At 41.1% G+C, this 21204-nt stretch carries 20 protein-coding genes; 5 read left to right on the top strand and 15 right to left on the bottom strand.

Going from position 1 to position 21204, the window contains the following annotated elements:
• Positions 1–79 precede the first annotated feature (79 nt).
• From U2P91_RS16715 to U2P91_RS16695, 5 genes are all read right to left on the bottom strand, one after another.
• Positions 80–457 (bottom strand): hypothetical protein, encoded by a 378-nt coding sequence (locus U2P91_RS16715; protein ID WP_111888625.1) that lies wholly within the window; start codon positions 455–457, stop codon positions 80–82.
• 451 nt (positions 458–908) lie between these two features.
• Complete coding sequence (locus U2P91_RS16710; RefSeq protein ID WP_111888624.1) at positions 909–1535, bottom strand: CatB-related O-acetyltransferase; 627 nt, start codon at positions 1533–1535, stop codon at positions 909–911.
• 309 nt (positions 1536–1844) lie between these two features.
• Positions 1845–2471, bottom strand: a complete 627-nt coding sequence (locus tag U2P91_RS16705; protein WP_111888623.1) for a type 1 glutamine amidotransferase family protein — start codon at positions 2469–2471, stop codon at positions 1845–1847.
• 57 nt (positions 2472–2528) lie between these two features.
• On the bottom strand, positions 2529–3113 hold the full coding sequence (locus tag U2P91_RS16700) for a GNAT family N-acetyltransferase (RefSeq protein ID WP_111888622.1): 585 nt from the start codon (positions 3111–3113) through the stop codon (positions 2529–2531).
• 103 nt (positions 3114–3216) lie between these two features.
• Positions 3217–3345 (bottom strand): hypothetical protein, encoded by a 129-nt coding sequence (locus U2P91_RS16695; RefSeq protein ID WP_322520056.1) that lies wholly within the window; start codon positions 3343–3345, stop codon positions 3217–3219.
• A 120-nt stretch (positions 3346–3465) separates the two neighbouring features.
• Here U2P91_RS16695 and U2P91_RS16690 point away from each other — a divergent pair, with 120 nt between their 5' ends.
• Positions 3466–4398, top strand: a complete 933-nt coding sequence (locus U2P91_RS16690) for a helix-turn-helix transcriptional regulator (RefSeq protein ID WP_111888621.1) — start codon at positions 3466–3468, stop codon at positions 4396–4398.
• A gap of 399 nt (positions 4399–4797) precedes the next feature.
• Positions 4798–5631, top strand: a complete 834-nt coding sequence (locus U2P91_RS16685) for a class I SAM-dependent methyltransferase (RefSeq protein ID WP_111888620.1) — start codon at positions 4798–4800, stop codon at positions 5629–5631.
• A gap of 120 nt (positions 5632–5751) precedes the next feature.
• On the opposite strand, the gene U2P91_RS16680 is transcribed toward U2P91_RS16685, so the two are convergent.
• From U2P91_RS16680 to U2P91_RS16650, 7 genes are all read right to left on the bottom strand, one after another.
• On the bottom strand, positions 5752–8025 hold the full coding sequence (locus U2P91_RS16680) for an FtsX-like permease family protein (protein WP_242988500.1): 2274 nt from the start codon (positions 8023–8025) through the stop codon (positions 5752–5754).
• A gap of 135 nt (positions 8026–8160) precedes the next feature.
• The gene (locus tag U2P91_RS16675; protein WP_111888618.1) at positions 8161–8829 is read right to left on the bottom strand and encodes an ABC transporter ATP-binding protein; all 669 of its coding nucleotides are present in this window, start codon (positions 8827–8829) and stop codon (positions 8161–8163) included.
• A 142-nt stretch (positions 8830–8971) separates the two neighbouring features.
• Entirely contained in the window at positions 8972–9985 is a 1014-nt protein-coding gene (locus tag U2P91_RS16670; RefSeq protein WP_242988499.1) for a sensor histidine kinase, read from the bottom strand.
• Entirely contained in the window at positions 9975–10658 is a 684-nt protein-coding gene (locus U2P91_RS16665; protein WP_111889767.1) for a response regulator transcription factor, read from the bottom strand. Before U2P91_RS16665 ends, U2P91_RS16670 begins: the two co-directional genes overlap by 11 nt.
• A 155-nt stretch (positions 10659–10813) precedes the next feature.
• Positions 10814–12904 carry a HelD family protein gene (locus U2P91_RS16660; RefSeq protein WP_111888616.1) on the bottom strand — a complete coding sequence of 697 codons (2091 nt, stop codon included), beginning with the start codon at positions 12902–12904 and terminating at the stop codon, positions 10814–10816.
• The gene (locus U2P91_RS16655; protein WP_111888615.1) at positions 12894–13748 is read right to left on the bottom strand and encodes a helix-turn-helix domain-containing protein; all 855 of its coding nucleotides are present in this window, start codon (positions 13746–13748) and stop codon (positions 12894–12896) included. Before U2P91_RS16655 ends, U2P91_RS16660 begins: the two co-directional genes overlap by 11 nt.
• Before the next feature lie 124 nt (positions 13749–13872).
• A complete protein-coding gene (locus tag U2P91_RS16650) occupies positions 13873–14580 on the bottom strand; it encodes a transglutaminase-like domain-containing protein (RefSeq protein WP_111888614.1) in 708 nt (235 codons plus the stop codon).
• A 388-nt stretch (positions 14581–14968) separates the two neighbouring features.
• Between U2P91_RS16650 and U2P91_RS16645 the strand changes: the two genes are divergently transcribed.
• Positions 14969–15442 (top strand): helix-turn-helix domain-containing protein, encoded by a 474-nt coding sequence (locus U2P91_RS16645; protein WP_111888613.1) that lies wholly within the window; start codon positions 14969–14971, stop codon positions 15440–15442.
• Between the two features lie 4 nt (positions 15443–15446).
• Complete coding sequence (locus tag U2P91_RS16640; protein ID WP_111888612.1) at positions 15447–16517, top strand: alpha/beta fold hydrolase; 1071 nt, start codon at positions 15447–15449, stop codon at positions 16515–16517.
• Positions 16518–16654: 137 nt separating this feature from the next.
• On the opposite strand, the gene U2P91_RS16635 is transcribed toward U2P91_RS16640, so the two are convergent.
• The 3 genes from U2P91_RS16635 to U2P91_RS16625 form a co-directional block, all read right to left on the bottom strand.
• Positions 16655–17896, bottom strand: a complete 1242-nt coding sequence (locus U2P91_RS16635) for an MFS transporter (RefSeq protein ID WP_111888611.1) — start codon at positions 17894–17896, stop codon at positions 16655–16657.
• 119 nt (positions 17897–18015) lie between these two features.
• Positions 18016–19422, bottom strand: a complete 1407-nt coding sequence (locus tag U2P91_RS16630; RefSeq protein ID WP_322520055.1) for an amidohydrolase — start codon at positions 19420–19422, stop codon at positions 18016–18018.
• Between the two features lie 343 nt (positions 19423–19765).
• Complete coding sequence (locus tag U2P91_RS16625; protein ID WP_111888609.1) at positions 19766–20644, bottom strand: LysR family transcriptional regulator; 879 nt, start codon at positions 20642–20644, stop codon at positions 19766–19768.
• Positions 20645–20826: 182 nt separating this feature from the next.
• Here U2P91_RS16625 and U2P91_RS16620 point away from each other — a divergent pair, with 182 nt between their 5' ends.
• Positions 20827–21111 (top strand): transposase, encoded by a 285-nt coding sequence (locus U2P91_RS16620; RefSeq protein WP_242988497.1) that lies wholly within the window; start codon positions 20827–20829, stop codon positions 21109–21111.
• Positions 21112–21204: the final 93 nt, after the last annotated feature.

The raw sequence follows: 21204 nt of genomic DNA, 5'->3' as shown, positions 1-21204 counted from the left end.
ATGACATTTTTAGATGTCTGAGGCAACGGTTTTGAGTTTCAAAAAGTATTTAGTGTAACTTTTATGCAAAGTTGAGGATTTAACTTCTTGGGGCGAATTTGGCGTAACACATCCCCCATAAGTATCGTGTAATACTGTAAGTTCTAGCCACTTCTGGCCCTTGATATAGTATCAAAATTGTTTTTGCTTGACATTGTAAACATGTTGCTATGTGTATTATTGGTAAGTTTTGGAATGTAATTTCTTCAGAGGGTTTTATTATCTTAAAAATTTGATCACCACTAAAACGCCTAACCGATTGTTGGCGTTGAGCACTACATTTAGGACAAAACAAGCTTTCATCAAAACTGCCTGACATTGTGTGATCGCATTTTTGTGATTTTATATCTCCTACAGAACGCTGAAATTTCGAATTATCAACAATTGCTTTCAATAATCCATCTAAATTATCAATCATCGACTTACTCCTTTCCGTTAAATAAAATATTTTTGAGTTAATTTTTTATGTTTCGATACCTTCAAATCATAAAAATCAATTTCAAATCTTTATCGTCAGTAACAATGCTGACAAATCTTGCCAACACTGCTTTTTCAATTTCACCTTCATTAAAATTTTTCTTATATGTTTTCCAATGTTTCTATTTCATTGAAATAACACTTCAATTTGTTCTATAAGAAAGCCAAAGTACCCTTATCAAAGGAATTTCCATTTTAGTAACGACATCTTCTAATTGATACATACAATTTCAGAGTTAATAGCGCCACTCCAAATTAACAAGATCTATTTCCATTATACATCTTTGTTCCACGTATTTCTACAAAACCCTCAATCAAACAATAAAAAACGAGACGCCAAGATTTTTTATCTCAACGTCCCGCCATTTATTTTTTATTGCAAAATCACATTTTTATAATTGACCGATATTCCCACACATAATATCATTTAATTTTTCAAGCAGTTGATCTTTATTCCAATCCCACCAACAAAGTGACTGCAATTTTTCAATTGTTTCATCGTCAAATCGCTTCTTAATCGGCTTTGCAGGCACACCGCCGACAATTGTGTAGGGCTCCACATCTTTCGTGACAACAGCTCTGGTTCCGATGATTGCTCCATTGCCAATCTGAACACCCGACATAATAACGGCTTCATAGCCAATCCAGACATCATTTCCAATCACAATATCACCCTTTTTATCCCAGGCCTTGGTAACATCTTTCTGCTCAAGGCCATATTCTTCCCAAAATAACGGAAATGGGTAAGTCGACAACGACTTCATGGTATGATTAGCACTGGTAAAAATGAACTTTGCACCGCAGGCAATGGAACAGAATTTACCAATAATCAATTGATCCTGATTGATGGGATAATGATATAACACATTATTTTTTTCAAAATCGATGGGATCATTTACAAAATCGTTATAGATGGTATAGTCGCCAATCTTAATATTGGGATTGTTAATAACAGTATTCAGATAAATGGTCTGGGTATCACCAGTCCGAGGGTATGTTTTTTCTTCCGGAATAGACATTTCAAATCCTCCTAAATAGTTTAATTATTTAGGTGTTTGCAAAACTCAATAAATCCCTTGGATAAGTCATTTCTTGTATAGTATATTTATACAGCTCCTCACCAAATCAGCTTATATTTATCCAAAATTGATTTGGAATAGCTTATTTACGTCAGTTTTTATAATTAGTTTCGCAATTACCTAAGTTTAATTATCTTTCAGATCTATTCCGGTAATTACAATACAGCATTTCATTGCTTTCCCACCTTTTCTATTCCATTTTATTTAACTGAAGATAACCTTCGATCTTTTTTTCTAAAGCACTCTTCGCTATTGTATCGAGTTCATCAACGCAAAAAAATACTCCGGTTTATGGGTTTTATATAGCTGATACCATGCCTCCAATGTTTCTGGCGAAAAAACTTCCAATGCTTTTAGGACTTCCACCGTAAATTCCAGTGGTGCTACCCCGGTAGCCGTGATTAAGTTTCCATCCGTAACCGCCGGGTCATTTTTATAAAATGCTTCACCTTTATAATCCGGGCAGACCATTTTAAGATACTCCAAATCATTGCTTGTATGGCGTCTGGCATCCAGGATGCCATTCTTGGCTAGTCCCATTGTCGCACCACAGATGGCGGCTACAATCTTATTTTCTTTAATACCCTGCGCGGCTTTCTTGATGATTGGTTCGTGGACTTCCTCTAACCATGTATCGCCACCGGGTAAAATCAGGGCATCTGCACTTTTTAAATCGCACTCTGCCACGCTGATATCCGGTAATATTTTCAAACCGCCCATCGTCGTAACGGGTGTCACATCAATCCCCACGGTCACAATTTTACAAGGGGCCAGCCCCTTTTTAAAATATCTGCCGGTATTAAGTTCCGCCGTTAAATATCCAATTTCCCAATCTGCCATGGTATCGCAAACATAAAGATATACTGTTCTCATCATTTTCTTTTCCTCCTCAAATTTTTTAAATAGCCGAGCATTGCAAAACAGCTTTTATTTCTAACAATCGAGGTTAAACTCATTGGCATTCATGTCTGAACAGAGAAGTGAGTAAACTGCCACATCAACCACCCCCCGGCCTTTCCAGTACTGTGCTTGTCGCATTACGCCTTCACAATCAAACTTGTTTTTCAGCAATACGCGATGTGAATGTTTGTTCTCAGGCATTACAAAGGCCTGTATTCGATTCATCCCCATCATTCTAAACAGATAATCAACCATCGCTCCAACGGTTTCGGTTGCAAATCCCCTATGCCAATAGTTTTCATTAATTCGATAGCCTATTGTTACCATGTTAACCTTGTTATCAAAATCAAAAATTTCGGCGACACCAACTAGTTCTTCTGGTGCTTCGGTCAAAAAAATTCCTAAAAACAACGTCTTACCTTTTTTAAAATCCCGTTCAAAATGACCGATCATATTTAAAACAGTGGTTTTGTTTTTTATAACATCTCCGGGAATGTACTTAAATATATTTTTATTGCTATAGATCTCAAATAATTTTTCAAGATCCGATTCTTCGATTTTTCGCAACATTATTTTCTCTGTCACAATGTGTGGAAACTGTTCAACACTACTAACCATCCTAAATCCCTCCAATGGTACAAAAGATAATTGTATCTCAATTACCCGACCAGATCTTATTATATCGTAACTCCCGAACTGATCACAACCCGAATTATTGTCCCTACGCCCGCTTCTGTTTTGTAGTCAATTTGTCGGGCCAATCAATCGCTTTATTGATTGGGCTAATAACATCCATGTCATTCTTTGTAATGTAATTTTGAATATCGATTATTGCCAAGTCTTTCTTCATCGTGTTTCCTCCTTATCGGTCGATTAATTTGTTTGCTTTTTTATTATACCTTGCAATTGTTGACAGCAGTATGGCAACAATCTATAATGATAATAATAAATTTAGGAAGGTGGCTGACCGATGAAAGTTGACAGGCTTGTTAGCATTATTATGATACTCCTTGATAAAAAGCGTATCGGCGCACAGGAGTTAGCCGATCTGTTTGAAGTTTCACCCCGCACAATCTACCGCGACATTGACACGATCAACATGGCGGGTATTCCTGTTCACTCTACATCGGGAGTGGGCGGCGGCTTTGAAATCATGCAGCAATACAAGATTGATAAAAAAGTTTTTTCGACTGCCGACCTTTCCGCTATCTTGATGGGGCTTTCCAGTCTTTCCAACATGATCCGAGGAGATGAACTGGTAAACGCCCTTGCGAAAGTCAAGAGTTTTATCCCCGCCGACAGAGCCAAAGACATTGAATTAAAAGCAAATCAAATCGTTGTCGATTTAAGTCCGTGGATGGGCAACCGGAACATCCAACCCTATTTAGAAATGATCAAAACAGCCTTACAGGAAAGCAAGCTACTTTCGTTTGAATATGCCGACCGCTACGGAAATAAAACCGCACGAACAACCGAGCCGTATCAGCTGGTATTAAAAAGTAGTCATTGGTACTTACAAGGGTATTGCCATAAAAGAAATCATTTTCGCTTATTTAAACTATCCCGGACATCAAACCTACAGATACAAGCGGAATCTTTTACGCCACGAGACTATCAAAAACCGCAGCTAGATTTTACTGATATTTTGGCAACGATGCAAATAAAAATCAAAATTCGTATTCATAAATCGATCGTGGACCGGGTCCTTGATTATTGCACTTATGAACACTTTTCGCCAGACGGTGATGAGTATTTCATTGTTCGTTTTCCTTTCATCGAGAACGAATATCACTACAATATTCTTTTCAGTTTTGGGGATAAATGCGAGTGTTTAGAGCCGTTGCATATCCGCACAGAAATGAAGCGTAGAATCCATGATATCGCTACCCTATACGAAAGTTAATGCATGGAATGGCCCCTCGTGAGTGAGGGGCAGGGGGTGAGAGTGTTGAAGACACTTTTTTATTGGGCAAATTCTTATATACCGCTACCTCTGCAATACCACCCAATAATTTATTGACACACTCTGCCACTATGCTATAATTATTATGTGATAACATGAAAAAAGGAAGTGAAGCGATCCGGCGCACTTGATATTGCAACGGCACTATCAGTAAGACGTGGAAAAGATTGATGAAATCGTAACTTAACAGAAATTTTTAGTCGTTTGACAACGGCTTTTTCTGCATGCAGTTTATGGTTTATATCTATTCCACGATTAAAAGACTTTGATTTTTAAAGACTGTGGATATCCACAGTCTTTTTTCATGTTATCACAAAAATTTTTCCTGGAGGAAACCAAATGTATCAAAAAATATTCTCATATCTTCACAAGCCGGAAATTTACCAAAACGGCACTGCCAATTTCTGGAAAGATGACCACATTTCTATTTGTTTACTTGAAGCACATCTCAATCCTGATGGCGATGCTGCCACCAGAAACAATACCTTTGTTGATGCTTCGGTAAACTGGATCGCATCAATTGCACCACCCAAACAGTATCCCAAGCTTCTTGATATCGGGTGCGGACCGGGTATCTATGCCAATAAATTTTATCAGAAGTCTTATTGCGTTACGGGGATTGACTTTTCTAAGCGTTCGATTGCTTATGCGAAAAGTTGTGCCGCAAAGAAAAATGCCAGCATTAGCTACCAAATTAAGGATTATCTTAAGATGACTTTTGAAAATGAATTTGACCTGATCACCCTTATATATTGCGATTTTGGGGTGCTTTCCCCACATGACCGGCATCTACTCTTAACAAAAATTCATGCCGCCTTAAAGCCTAATGGCCACTTTATCTTTGATGTATTCACGCCGAAATTTCATGCCGGAAAACCCGAATCAAACACGTGGAAATATTGCCCGAGCGGCTTTTGGAAGGAAGGCCCTCATCTTTGTCTGGACTCTTTTTACCGTTATGATAAATGGGCAACCGTCCTTAACCAAACGATTGTGATCACCGAAGAAACCGTTGATTGTTATAACATCTGGGAGCATACCTTTACGACGACAGAAATAATAAAAGAATTGGCTGCGGCGGGCTTTTTAGTTGACAACTTTTATGGCGATGTCGCGGGAGCGCCATTACTTCCCGATAGCGAAACAATCTGCACCGTAGCAAAAAAACATTAATCTGATTTTACCCCTTACCGAAGAGTATCCAGCAATGCTGGCTGATATTGTAATAAGCAAACTAACGGGGCCAGGGCTTTAAAACATGCCCTGGCCCCGTTATTATTCTTTTTTAGTTTTTTATTCCATTGCCCGCAATCGTTCGACCAGGGAATTGTTTTGAAAAGAGCGTACTGAAACACCCGAAACCAGAACCGGCACCAGCAATGTGACCAGAAGGTATGCTAGAAAATACCAAATCGGAAAGCGATAGTGCATATAGGTTACACCAAGTTCCCGCATCAGATGGACCAGCAGGTATCCCAACCCGGTGCCAAGTGTCAAGGTAATGACCATATTCCCCAACGCCAGAATTAATCCCTCGCCCTGGATCATCTTCATCAATTGGCCACTCGTCATTCCGATTGACTGCAGCATCGAAAACTCCTGCCGCCGCGAGATGATATTGGTCATCAGGGTATTAATCAAATTAATCAGACTAAAGGCGATAATAAAAATTGACAGCCCCAGAATCACCCGGTTGATCAGGGTGAACGATATCTTATCGGCAATCAGCTCTTCTCTAAGCGTATCCATTGCCAGGAGCGGATTTGCGTTGACCAGATTTTGTATCTGCGGCTCAATCTCAGCCCCGCTCAATTCAAAATCATCAACCGAGACCACCAGCGTTTCAGTGGTGTCAACTCCAGGAAATAAGAGGTCGAGCTTTTCCCGGGGAAGGAGAAACCAGCCGGCATTATAAGTCACTTCACTGTAGGTATCGACCGCGCCGACAACTGTAAAATCTTTCTCCACTTCCTCAGTGCCATTGAAATAATGGAGTGTGACGGTATCGCCCATTTCAAATTTCCAGCCAAATATTTCCTTTGCCACGCTATTATTGACAATCAGCAGTTCGTCATTGGCAATCATTTCATCATAGTCAAAGGCGCCTTCTTCTAAGACATTTCTAACATTTTCCTGATCTTCCCGGGTAAATGGGGCCAGGCTGTCCTGATTGTTGGTTTGATCCCTGTAATCGTAGTTGACTTGGGCTTTATGATAACTTTGCACCGCTTTAACGCCATCAATTTTTTTGATGCTCTCAATAAATTCAGGACTTAGGGGGTTGTTCAGCTGAATCCCGACATTGCCGTTCTCCATCGTTTGGGAGGCATTATAGTCATAGGCGATGATGTATTCACCCCATTGATAAAAGCCCTGTCGGGAATAATCCTCCGCTGTCATAGAGCCAATAAATGTCGCCCCGGTAAGAAAGATAACCCCGCCAACACCCAGGGAAATCATCGTCAAGAGCGTTTTTTTGCGATTCCTTTGGGCACTCATCATTGCCAGATGTAACGGTGTCATTTTCCGTTTGATGCTTTTAGACTCTTTTTTTCGACTCTGGCGGTACTGTGAAAAAAGCGATGCCTCAATCGACGTAACAGACGCTGCCAGTTTTGCCGGTTTTCGAATCGAGATCAGCACGGTTATCAAATCGGCCAGCAGGATAATCAAACTGACAATCAGCGTGCGTTCCCAGTCCCAGCCGCCTGGCTTAATCGAATAGGCGATCGGCCAGGCAATCAGAAAGCCTGCCATCGACCCGATCAGACACAGCAGAATCCCTTCCCGTGTGATTAAGGATTTAATCTGTTTTTTGGTTGCTCCCAGTGTTCGCAGTTGCCCAAACTGACGAATTCTGCCGACCACCGAAAGATAGAAGACGCTGTAAATAACCAATACACTGACCAGCAGGATGCCGATGCCAACGCCGACAACCACTCCAATATTCATGGCCGACATCGTCAGTGAACTGGAAAAATTGTTGTTTTCGTTAATATTTTTTCGTTCAATTCCGGCCTCTGCACCAATGCTACGAATGGTATCCAAAAACGCCTGCTCAGACATCTCCTCGGCCCCCTGAATTCGACAAAGGGCATGATAGGCGACATCCTTTAGTTGTGGTCCATTTTCGGCATATTCCCGGGAAAAGATTAGCGGATAGACCTTGGTAACCTCCGCTTCTTCTAAAAAACCGCTAACAATAAAGGTTTCGGTTTCCCCATCCAGAAAGGTCAGAGAAACCGTCTCCCCGATCGTGGCCGGCACGCCCAGTACCTTCATCAAGGACTGGTTAACCGCAATTTCATTGAATTGATGGGGATAGCTGCCTTCAATAACCGCAGTTGTTTTAATCGGCGCTGTTATTTCCTCATAATAAACTGGCCGGATCATTTCTCCATTTAATTCAAAGCCCTGACCCAATTTATCCAGGGTCATGAATTCAATCTGTTCTTCGCTCTCCAGCGCGGCAATCTGGGCCGCATTCACATTCATATAGGTGACATGCTGCATCAAAGCTACCTGTCTTTTTTGTTCAACACCCTGAGCCGAGGTGAACAGCGCCATCACCCCCAGCAAACTAACAGACAGGGCAATGGTTATAAGGATAAAGAGATTTCTCGTTTTACTGGTTTTAATACTGCGCAGGGCAAGATGACGAATAATGGCCTGATTATTGTTTCTGATTTTTTTTTGCCGTCTTCATCGATTTACGATCTTTCCATCCTCAATGCGAATGATGCGGTCCGCAAGTTGAGCGATTTCATTGTTATGGGTGATCATCACCAGCGTCTGCCCGAATTTTTTAATACTCATTTTTAAAAGACCCAGCACTTCCTGGCTGGTTTTGCTGTCTAAATTTCCCGTCGGTTCATCCGCCAGCACAATTGCCGGTTTTGATGCCAGCGCCCTGGCCAGAGCAACCCGCTGTTGCTGTCCCCCGGAGAGATTATTGGGGAAGCGCTGCGTCATCGTCTGCAAGTGCAGCAGCTCAATAATTGCACGGATATAGTTGCGGTCCGGCTTGTTGCCATCGAGTTCCAGCGGCAGGACAATATTCTCGTAGACATTCAGCATCGAGACCAGATTGTAGTTTTGAAACACAAAGCCAATTTGCCGCCGCCTAAAAATAGTCAGTTGCTCATCGGTCATCTGCGAAATTTCTTTTCCGCCGATCGTTACATTTCCGGCGGTAGGAACGTCCAGTCCGCCCAGCATATGGAGCAGTGTCGATTTTCCGCTGCCCGATGTCCCGACAATCGCTAAAAACTCGCCTTTCTCAACTGCGAGTTCGATGCCGTCAAGCGCTTTGACGCGATTGTCTTCTTTCCCATAATATTTTTTCAAATTTTTCGTTTCCAGTATTTTCATCGAATTGATTCCTCCTGTTTGCGCTAGTATAGCAAGACAAACTAACCAAAATATAACAGTTCTCATGAAATCAATACAAAATCAACTAAAAAAGAGCATTAATTCTAACAAACCGGTTAGAATTAACGCTACTTTGACAATTTTAAAAGGCATTGGGCAAAAACACCGAAAAGGTTGAGCCCTCACCGACAACAGAGCGCACCATGATGTAGCCGTTCTGCTTTTCTATGATTTCACGGGCCAGATAAAGGCCGATCCCGATTCCCTCAATCTCCTGATTTGCTTCTTCCCGGTAAAAGCGCTGAAAGATCTTCCCGTAATTCACTTCTGGAATTCCTTTGCCCTGATCGGTGATAGTGATTCGGGTATACATTTCACATCTTCTTACCTCAACGGTGATAAAACTGTGATTCGGTGCATACTTCACCGCATTCTCCAGCACATTAAACAAGGCTTCTGCCGTCCATTTTAAATCATGGTTTAAGCAGTATTCCTCGGGACAATTAACGGTGATCTGGATCTGCTTTTTTTCAGCCGGAACGGTGATGTCCGACAAGGCTTCCGCCAGCGTATCGAATAAATTGCCTGGTTGCTTTTTTAGTTGAATCAGGCCCGCTTCCAAGCGTGACGCTTTTACCATGAAGGATAGTAAAAATTCCAGCTTTTCAAGCTGAGTTCCCATTAATTTGAGCAGTTCATTTCTGGTCTGCTCCGGCAGATCGCGGTCCTGGATGGTTTCGTGCAGCAGTTTTAAATTGGTCATTGGCGTTTTTACCTGATGCGATATATCCGAAATAAAACCCTCCAGCACCTTTTTTTCAGTGGTTGATTTTTCTGTCACTATTTTTAATACGTCGGCGATGCGGACAATTTTCTGGTTAATCTTTGAAATCAGTGTTTCATCCAATAAATCCAGGGCATTGACGTTTTGATAATCATTATTAAACAGCAACTCCAGATTTTCGCTGATGTCATCCGTGATCGCGTTGATTTTTTTTTCATTTCTGCGTTTCTCAAAATAACCGCCCAAAATAAAAAACAGACAGAGTAGAATAGAAACTGCGGTTACTAAGGGCGAATGGAAAAACAAAAAAACAAAGCCACAATAGGCAACGCTAAGTAAGATGATCACGGCCCCCCAAAGCTTATTTCTCATCGGGCCCCCCAATCCATTGATAACCCATCCCATAGATGGTTTTGAGATGTTTTTTGTCCCTGGTGTCAATCTTTGATCTGATCCGGCTGATCATCATGGTCAGGGCATTTTCATCGACAAAGTTCTCGTTGCAATCCCACAATTTTTCCAGCAGCAACTGTCTTGTCAGCACCATCTGGCTGTTTTCAATGAGAATCTTAAGCAGCTTGTATTCGTTGCTGCTAAGCTCGATGGCATTACCGCCAAGACTGGCTTTTCGCTCTGAGAAATCAATGATCAGCTTGCCGTCGTTATAAATATGCTTCTCAACACGACCACTACTTCTTTTGATAATCACGGCGATCTTTTTTAGCATGACGCTGATCAGAAACGGCTTGGTGATGTAATCTTCGGCACCCAGTTCAAACCCCTTTAAGATATCACTTTCGAGATCATTGGCGGTTAAAAAAATAATTGGCGTATCGATTTGATCACGCCATTTTTTACATAAATCAAAACCATTGCCATCGGGCAGATTCACGTCCAAAACAATCAGATTAACTTGGCTTTGCACCAGCGCGCTGTCCGCTTCTCTAAAATTATAGGTCGAAATCACCTGATAACCCGCTGAAATAAGATTATAGGCCAAGGTGTGATTCAACACCTTGTCATCTTCGACAATCAATACCTTCATCATACCATTCCCATCCCTTTAATGCATTTGCATTTCGTTCATTTACTGTTATCGATCTGCGATCTGATCATTTTTCTTTGTTATTCTATCAGTGCCACTCACTTTAAACTATCATTTTCCAGTTTCAGTTGCAAGTTTTTTTTCTGCCTGTTTTCTTACGGCCGTGGGAGAAATCGGGATGGTTCTCCCCGATACAGCAGCGTCAGTCGGTGCATCGCTCGTGTCGCAGCGATATAAAGCAGGCTTTGGTCGTCGTCGCACTTATATGTATCACTGTTTGCATTAGGAATAATAACCTCGTCGAACTCCAGGCCTTTCGACATCTGGATGGAGGTGACCGAGATGCCATTGGTAAAGCTGGTGCTATCAGGCGAAATTAGCTGGATTTGATAATCTTCTGCAAGCAACTTATAAAAGACCAACGCCGAGCTGTTTGTTTTCAAGATGATTCCAAGCGATGCATTTCCGCTTTGAAGAAAGGCATCAAGCGTTACTTTGACTTTGGCAATCTCATCCTCTTTATCGCTGCATGGTATCATTGCCGGTGCATCCCCATGCCGTTCTACCGGCTCTAATCGATCCACCGGCTGAATTCCCTTGGCGAAAGAGATGATTTCGTAGGTTGAACGGTAGCTCTTTGTCAACTCCACCAACCGCGCATCGCTGAAAAGCTGCTGTATATCCGCTATGGTATGCCGATGGTTGGGGTTGATCAACTGTCCATAATCGCCTAAAATTGTTTTTTGACAGGGAAAGAGGCGGTTGATAACGGCGTATTGTATGGGCGTATAATCCTGCATTTCGTCAATGACCAAATGCTTGATGACTTTGCTTTCCGACAAGCCCTCAAATGCCGCGTGGAGATACATAAACGGGTATACATCTGCCCATTCCAGGGTTTTCCTGGCCGGCAACACAAGCATCTCCGACAACTCCAGCCACTGGTAAAAGCCCCGGTATAATGCCAGGCTGTTTTTGACTTTCAGCATCGCCATCAAGCCTTTTAGAATCGCTCCCGGTCGGGGTATTTCCTCACCCCTGAAGTTGTCGGCATCAAAACGGTCATGGATATCTTCAGCTATCAGACGCAGCCGTTTCTTGATAGGATAATTTTGATAACCATAAAAACGCCTCTGTATCCAATCCGCCGATGCTACAAAGCGCCCGCAGGGATAATCGACAAACTCAAAAATCATGGCGGGAAGTTCATGTAAATATCCATCCATCTGCTTTACAAAATCCAGTGTTGATTTAAACCTCACCCGCGCTGCCCATTTTGAATCTTCTGTTTCCAACGGGTCCTTATCTGCTTCAAAGGCAATGATGCCTTCTAAATGATCTTTGGCAATTTCGGCAAAACGCTGTTCTCTGATCGGTTCCTCGCCCAGCTCTGGTAAAACGGTGGAGATATAATCGCTAAAGACCTTGTTGGGTGATAGAATTTTTACATTTCTTGCCGCCAGTTTATCCTTAAAACGATAGAGTAAAAAGGCAATTCGATGCAGGGCAATGGCGGTTTTACCGGAACCGGCCACCCCTTGAATGATGATTGTTCCGGCTTTTTCATTGCGGATGATTTTATTCTGCTCTTTTTGAATGGTAGCAATAATGGATTTCATTTTTTCATCCGAAGTGTGGGAAAGCTCCCGCTGTAAAACATCGTCGTGAATGTTAACCGAGCTTTCCAGTGCATATTCTAAGACCCCGTTTTTTACTTTGAACTGGCGCTTGCGCGTCAGCTTTCCCTCAATTCTGCCCATTGGGGCATCATATCCTGCCGAACCAACCTCGCAATCATAGAACATACTGGCAAAGGGTGCCCGCCAATCAATGATTAAAAGTTCATTCTCATGGCTAAATGCGAAACGACCAATATAATGCTTTGTTGCAATTTGGCTTTCATTTGTCTGAAAATCGATTCGGGCAAAATAGGGGGATTCTTTCAGCTTGGCTAGCTTCTCCCATATTCCGACCGAAAAAGCCCCGGTTCTGTCAATTTGTTTTAGTGCCAATTCATTCTGAAACATTTCGTGGGGGTCAATCTCGCCACGATAGTCCGCCATGTAGCGTTTCGCATCCATATACTCTTTGTCGACACGGTCAACGTTTGCATTTGCTTGATGCAAAGCAGCGTCAAGTTTATCGTTGATGAGCTTAAGATGGGCAATTTCATCAGGAAATGGAATCGGGTCAATAAAGTCGGACGATCTTGCTTTGTGTTTAACGTTTTGTTTTTCATTTGTCATCTGTAACCTCCTTTGACAAAATAAAGCGTTGTGTCGGATAATTAAACTCAATAAGCAGCTCCGCTTCCGCAAAACCCAAGCTTTTAATCGCGCTACGGTGTCCGGTATCGGCTTTATCTCCCACTCTGTAGGTCGTTATACTAATTTCATTTCTACTAATTAACTCTCCCATCACCTTATCAAGAAATGCTTTAGGGATTCCTTTATTCCGATAAAACGGATGTGTGCCCATAAAGTCAATGTTGCCGGTCTCCGAAGAGAACAGCATGACTCCCACCGCAATAGCGCCATCTTTTAAGATCAGCGCCTGCTTATTTCTGATCCGCAGTTTTAATTCCACGGCATATTCCTCCTCATCTAAATGAGGGAAGCCATCTATAATAAGCCTAACTAAATCCATCCAGCAAGCGATATCGTCTTCGGTTGCAAGGGTTATATGCCATTGAGGTAGCTCTTTGCTGTGGAGCATTCCGTAATTACCTTCTACTCTGAATCTTAATTGCAAGGGATAGAATTTTTCGTTTTCCCGATATTTATTAGGCGATTGCTTATACATTGCGGTAAAAATGTTTGTAAAGGCCTGCTGGCTTTCATATCCGCCCACTGCGGCAATATCAATAATTGGTTTAGCCGAAAAAACCAATAACCATGCTGCTTCCGTCAGCCGCCGGCGCTGAACATAATCATGGATCGTTAAACCCACCATACTAGCAAATACTCTATGCAGATGATATTTTGAGTAATGAACAGCCGTTGCGACACGATTCAAATCCATCTTTTCCGTTAAATGCGTTTCGATAAATTGGATTACTGCTGAAATTTTTGCGATACTGTTATTGTCCATATCATCCTCCTTATTTTGCCTTTGATATTTTATCAGTTTTTGCGCGATTTGTTTTGACTATTCTTGCTATCTTGCCTCACCGATAGAATTGATTGATCTAAATTATAAAGAAATTTGCACTTGTTTAATTGCTATTTCTAATCTTTCTGACATTGTCATTCATAAGATGTCTTCCTAGATTTTTATAAAGAATTTTTTTTATTTCAGACATTTCCTGACGATGTTCCTTAAGTAAATCATCAGGATTATCGTAAACGCCAAAATCCTGAGTTATTCCTTCACTTTGGATATAGGTGTTGTTCTTGTTCCAATCAATCATTGGATGTTTAAAGTCTTTTACTGCCACCCCATATCCACAAAACGACCCAGAACATTCACTATGAATGTTCTGCAATTTTTCCAGATATTTTTTATCAAGTATAAATCCCTCCAACTCATACCAATCATTTTCATATAACACTTCAACCCAGCTATGAAATACGTTTTTTGGTGCATTCTTGTAGACGATTCCCGTCATCGCACCTTTTTGCAACTTTTTATCAATCGTAAACCCATGAATTCGACACGGAATCCCAACTGCTCTTAACAGTGCCATAAAAAGCGTTCCTTTGGTGTTGCACTGTCCATATCCATCTGACAGGACTTTTGATGCTGGAATGTTGTCATCCACATTATAGCCAAACCTTATTTCATCTCTAACATAATTATAAATTGCTTTTATCTGTTGCTCCTCATCTAAATTCTCCCACTTCTTAATTTTTATTAACTCCTGGATCTTTTGATGAGAATAATTTAGTAGTTTTGTTTCTTCTAAAAATTTTTTGTGTTCCATTGATATCATCTCCCTAATCAAAAGCTGAATTTTTTACGCAAATAACAGCTGGTTTATATGCTTATTATACCCTCCTTTAGGATATATTATTTTAAAATCAGAGTAAAGTAAGTTGTTACATGGCTCATTGATGTTTCGTTTATCTAGGCATGGTTTTCTTTACTTACCAAAGATGGGTCAGGTTATTATTGTTGTAAGATGGGCTTCACTTCTTATTTGTTTGGATTAGATGGTGCAAAAAGAGTAGTTTGAAAAATAAAACTGGAAAAGCAAGACCTTATAATTCCCTTCCCGCAACCAATGCTGACATTTTTTGTACCATTATGTTAACATCAATTGATGGATATTGTTTCTAAAAGCTGATAAAATAGGCACAGGTGGTGAAAACATGAAAAATATGATTAGTCTGAATTTGCAGACTCTGCGAAAAGCCCATCGGTACACGCAGGAAGATGTGGCTGAAAAGATCACTGTTTCCCGACAGTCCGTTGCTAAATGGGAAAACGGCGAAAGCTTACCGGATATGAATAAATGCATTGCTCTGGCAGAGCTTTATAACATTTCCCTTGATACCCTCGTAAACGGTACCGAAACAGCTGGAGTACCCCTGCCGCCAAAAGGCAAGCACGTCTTTGGCACAGTCATAGTTGGTGAGCGCGGACAAATTGTCATTCCTAAAAAAGCCCGGGAAATCTTCCAGATCAACTCCGGAGACAGCCTGATGATTCTGGGTGATGAGAATCAAGGTGGACTGGCCCTGATTGATGCCAATCGATTCATCAGTCAGTTTGAATTTATTAAACAAGGCTTGGGCTATGCGCCTCCAACCGCTAATGATAAAGAATATGAAAATGAGGATTAAAAAAATGCAAATTGTCCTGCTTGTACTCGGTTTTGTGGTAATCGGCATCGCTGCTATCCTTAGTTATTTTTTTTACCGCAATTTACATCCGCTTGATGATCATTATCTCAAACAAACCACGGCAGCTGGTTTTACCCCAAAAACAGCCATTTTGGATAATGGTTCCACACTTAGCTATGGCGAGGGGCCAGATAATGGCCCCGCACTCCTTTTAATTCACGGTCAGGGCGTTTCCTGGGAAGATTATGCCGCCGTTCTACCTGAATTGTCAAAAAATTTTCATGTCTTTGCGGTGGATTGCTTTGGCCACGGTCAATCCAGTCATGATCCAACGCTTTATTCCTGTGCGGCGAATGGTCAAGCACTGATCTGGTTTATGGAACATCGTATCGGCAAGAAATGTCTTGTCTCCGGTCATTCTTCCGGCGGTATCCTGGCTGCCTGGCTCGGGGCCAACGCACCCAATCTGGTCAGTGGTGTTCTGCTTGAAGATCCCCCGCTCTTTGCCGTGACCCCAGCAGAAATGCAGCAAGGAGCTGGCTGCTTTGCCTGGAAGGATACCTTCATGACCATTCACAGTTTTAAAAACCAGACAGATGAAACAGATTTTGTTGTCTACTATTTTAAAAATGGCTACATGGTTTCCCTTTTCGGTGGTCTAAAAGAAAAGGTGGTCGCAGCCGTTGAAACATTCCGAGCAGAACATCCCGATCAGGGGCCAAGAATCTACTGGATCCCCTATTCCTGGCTACGCCTGATGAATACCATTGATCGCTATGATCTGGCCTTTGGCGAGCATTTTTATGACGGTTCATGGATGAACGCAGTCGATCAGGAAGCGTTACTAAAAGCGATTTCGTGCCCGACGATTTATCTGAAAGCCAAAACGAATTACGGTAAGGACGGAGTCTTGTACGCCGCCAACACGGATGAAGATGCAAACAAGGTTCAGGCTTTGCTCCCTGATTGCGAAACCCTTACCATCAAATCAGGCCATGACATCCACTATGAACATCCGGATTTTTTCATTTCCGCATTAAACAACCTGCAGACCAAGATAAAAAGCGGGAAATAGTTTGAGCTACTATTTCCCGATTTTTACTTATTTAATTGCTATTTCTAATCTTCTTGACCTTGTTATTCATAAGATGTCTTCCTGGATTTTCATAAAGAAACGTTTTAATTTCAGACATTTCCTGTTGGCGTTTCTTATTAAGTCGTTGATAGGCTGTTTTTTAAGTATGTTGTTAAAAATGCAACAATAGATAAAACTGCTACTGCTGTCAAAAATAGAAAAGTTGTGTCAAAAGATCCTTTACTTGCATCTACTATAATTCCTATGATAAATGGTGCTGTGAAGCTACCAGCTTGAGACCCAAAATTAACGAGTCCAACTACAGAACCTGTCACCTCAGGAGGGAACTGCTTCATAATCATACTATTAATAATAACAAATATTGCGGTTACACAAGCGATTGTTATTCCTTCAAAAACGAAGAACAACATTAACGATGGCGTCCTGTACATGATATAGACGGAGACCGCGGTTAAGACAGACATTATCAATGTTGATCGCCTTACCGTATCCATCTTCAATTTATCTGTTATAATTCCACTTGCCAGCATAGCAAATAAACCAAGGATTGCCGGCATCATCTGCCACTTTCCAGCTTCCATCAGGCTAATATGACGAGCTTGAACAAGATAAGTCGGTATCCATGTGTTTATTCCCCATGTTATCAGACTAACACAAAATCCAGCCAGGCACATACTCCATACAAAAGGAACTCTAATAACTTGCTTAAATGCCAATTTTTGGGGCTTGTCTATAGTTTGTATCGCGACTTTATCTTGAGTAGTTACTGGTAATTTTAATATCAGCAAATAAAGAACTGCCATAATAGCGCCAATTACCGCAATTATATAAAACAATGCACTCCACCCCATTTTGCCGATAATCCATGCAAAGAGTATGGAACTGATAATGGCAATTATAACCCCTGAAACTAATAGTATTGAAATCGCCTTTCCTTGTTCATTTCGAGGAAAAACTTGTGATATCGTTTTCAAAGCAGTAGGATAGAATGCTCCTAAACTAAGACCGAGTAAAAACCGAAATATTATTAGTGATAACGCGGACCATGCCAAACCCGAAAGTGCTGCAAAAACAGACCAGATAAGGATGCTACTAATCAAAACTTTTTTGGGACCATACTTATCTGCAAGCCAGCCCCCTGGCACTTGCATAAGTGCATATCCAAGAAAGAAGCTACTCATTATAAATCCTTGTGTTGAAGCATTTAAAACAAAGTCTTTGCTAATTTCCACAATCGCACAGTTAATTGAAAAACGATTCAGATTTCCCACACACCATCCTAAAAACAACAAAGTTAGTATTCCATACCGGCCTTGATTTTCAACAGAATTTTCAATACAATTCGATTTATCAACCATTTTTAGTAACCTTTCAATTTTAGTCTTTTGATTAAGTTTCCTCGGTTATCATTCTATGTCTTGACAGGTGAGATTTAATTACTGTGCCATCAAGACATAGAAATATGTATAGTTTTACTTTAGGTCAGTTTTACTTTCTTTGGCACCGCGTCAGCGCCAATGTTCACTTTATAATTCAGGTTTTTTGATGTTTCTCTAAATTCGTCTTTGACCTTTTCCATTAAATCACCGTCGCTCATCAATTCACAACACGCTCCCGCCAGCGTTTTCGCGGCAAACAACATGCCGTGAAAACCAAGATCAGAACCTGTGCATGCCGTCGCCTGCCATGTATGTGTAAACACGCCGATCGGCCATGTTGCGCAGTAAACAGCTCCAAACGGAAATAACCAGCTCGGATCTGCATCTCCCGAGATCGGAAATACCTCATTGTTTGTTTTGGGTACGACTTTGTCCAACAAGTCTTTGTCATAATACTCGGGCGGAATCTGGAACGCCTGTGCACCCCTGAGTTTTTGCTCAGGCGTAAATTGATCATTAAGTTTTTTAGCAAAGGCGTAATCATCTTCCGTAAAGGACGGACCGCCCAACTCGTTCATGTTCTTTACAAACAAATCGGCAAGCGTCTGATTTACGATTACTTCATTCCCTCCACCAAGAACCTCTACCTTTTCCAACGTAGTCCCTGTCATCATCGCCGCACCCTTTGCCACATCGACAAGACGTGGGAACGCCTCATCTAACTGTACCCGTTTGGGAGCCCGCATCATATACCATGACTGACATCTGTCCGGTACAGTGTTTGGAGCGATTCCATTGCCTAAAATTGAGTAATGCATCATGACTTCTTTCGGAAGATGCTCGCGCAGATAATTTGCCCCTACGTTCATCAATTCAACCGCATCGAGTGCACTACGACCAATATGTGCCTGCGGTGCATGGGCGGTTAGCCCTTTGAAGCTGAACACCACAGAAGTAGCCGCAAGACACGGTACTCTCCATGGAGTGTTGTTTGAAGATGGATGCCAGTAAAGCAGTGCATCACAATTGTCAAAATATCCATCCCTTAGCATAAACAGCTTTCCAATCAGCTCCTCCTCCGCGGGGCATCCATAATAGCGAATCGTACCCTGTAGTTCCCCTCGTTCTATTGCCTCTTTGATGGCAATGGCAGCACCAACACCACCCGTGCCCAACAGGTTGTGACCGCAACCATGTCCATGTCCACCTTGTACTCTTACCTTTCTCTCTGGCACAGAATCCTGCGATAAACTTTCAAGTGCATCATATTCACCTAGAATGCCGATAATCGGTTTTCCCTTCCCATATTCAGCGATAAGTGCCGTGGGCAAGTCTTTTAAGCCGAGCGTTACCTTTAGTCCCGAATCTTCCAATACCTTGGCCTGCAACTTTGAAGCAAATTCTTCTTCCAGCGAAACCTCAGGATTTTCCCAAATATCTCGCGCCATTTTTTTCAACATCTGGCTGTTTTTATCAATGCTGTCCCAGACTTCTTTCTTTATCATCATAACTCTCCTCGTATAATAAATTTAGATTGATTAAGGTAATGTCTAACACTTAATTAACAATTCCGTAAGCTGTATAAAGGTTTACGATCCCCGATATTTTTCCTCCTATCCCATAACTTTTATGATATCGTTTTACTAGGTAAATCAAGCCATCTAATTATTTACGATTATACTATCGATTTTTTATAATAACCAATACGTGTTTTAACATGAATCAATAGCCTGTAGGCTATCAATTGGTTCTTTTTACCTGATATTTGTTTTATAAAAAAAACTCTCGAAATTTTCATCGAGAGTTTTGTTAATAGTCCTATTTTGATGCAATAAAATCATTATACTGCTAATCTTTTTTGAAAAAATCAATCAAGTACTCTTTAAACTGCATTGAAGCCTTCGTTAAATAGCGTTCCTTGACAAAAGACAACGCAATCTCCCGTCTACATACCGGCTCTTTTATATGAATATAGACTGACATATCTTGTTGAACATCATTCCACTTAAGTTTCGGAAGCAATGCTACTCCCATATTGGAATTTACCAGTTCGATCAGATTTGCAGAAATATCCGTCTCAAACATAATATTCGGGGTAAATCCGGCCTGGTGACAGAGTTTTTCTGTTAATTCTCGTATGCCAAACCCCTCCTTTAAACTTATGAATGGCTCATTCGCTGCTTCTATCAAGTTTATCTCGCGATATTTTGCAAACTTATGCCCACTTGGAATAATTAAAAATATCTCTTCAATTACCAATGGTATACATTCTATGGAAGCACCTTTAATAGGTGGTGAAGAGATACAAAAATCAACTTCCCCGTTTTGAAGTTGCTGCTTCATTTTTGAAATTGAACCGATTGTTTGCCGAAAAATCATATTGGGATAACGTTTTGAATATCCTTCCAGAAGTTTGAAAAATGGACCGATATTATTTGCCGCAATTGAAATGTTTGAGCTTTCATTTATTGACATATCTGACAACTCACGTTTCCCATTATCAAGTTCCAGAAATACCCTTTCTACTCTATTAAGAAATGCTTTTCCAAAATGATTAAGTTTAATCTGTCTCCCAACGCGTTCAAATAATAGAACCCCCAATTCTTCTTCCAACTTTGAAATAACCTTACTTAAAGATGGTTGGGCAATATGAAGTTCCTCTGCTGCACGTGTCATGTGTTCACATCTTGCAACGGTAAGAAAGTACTTCAATTGAAGCAAGTTCATTTTTTCACACTCCTTTATATAGATTTCCGTTTGTTACGTGACACTAGGACTATTTCATTTCTCATATTCTCATTGGGTTCGCCCTGGTGCTAGAATAAAAATAGTACAAATCGAAATGAGAAAATCCAAAATTAATAAAAATGTGGTACGATGAAAAAATCGTACTGAAGGAGGATCTCATTATGGCAAAACAACATGATAAACAATTCAAACTGGATGCAGTCCGGTACTATGAAGAACACAAGGAACTCGGTCTGCGTGGTTGCGCCGAAAATCTCGGTATTGGTTGCAGCACCCTGGGAAAATGGAGCAGACAACTTCAGGATGCCGGTAATATCGAAAGTCGTGGTTCTGGCAATTATGCATCGGATGAAAGTAAAGAAATCGCACGGTTAAAACGTGAATTGCGGGATACCCAGGACGCACTGGATGTCCTAAAAAAGGCCATCGGCATTCTGGGAAAATAACCGAAACGATTTATTCTGGAGTATTATCATAAAAGTGCAGTCCCAAATTGCAAGGAAATGAGGTAAAATAAAAATAAAAAGGACTGACTAGTG

The organism is Acetobacterium sp. K1/6 (genome assembly GCF_034438075.1).
Taxonomy (GTDB): domain Bacteria; phylum Bacillota; class Clostridia; order Eubacteriales; family Eubacteriaceae; genus Acetobacterium; species Acetobacterium carbinolicum.
This window is presented reverse-complemented; position numbering and strand designations above follow the sequence as displayed.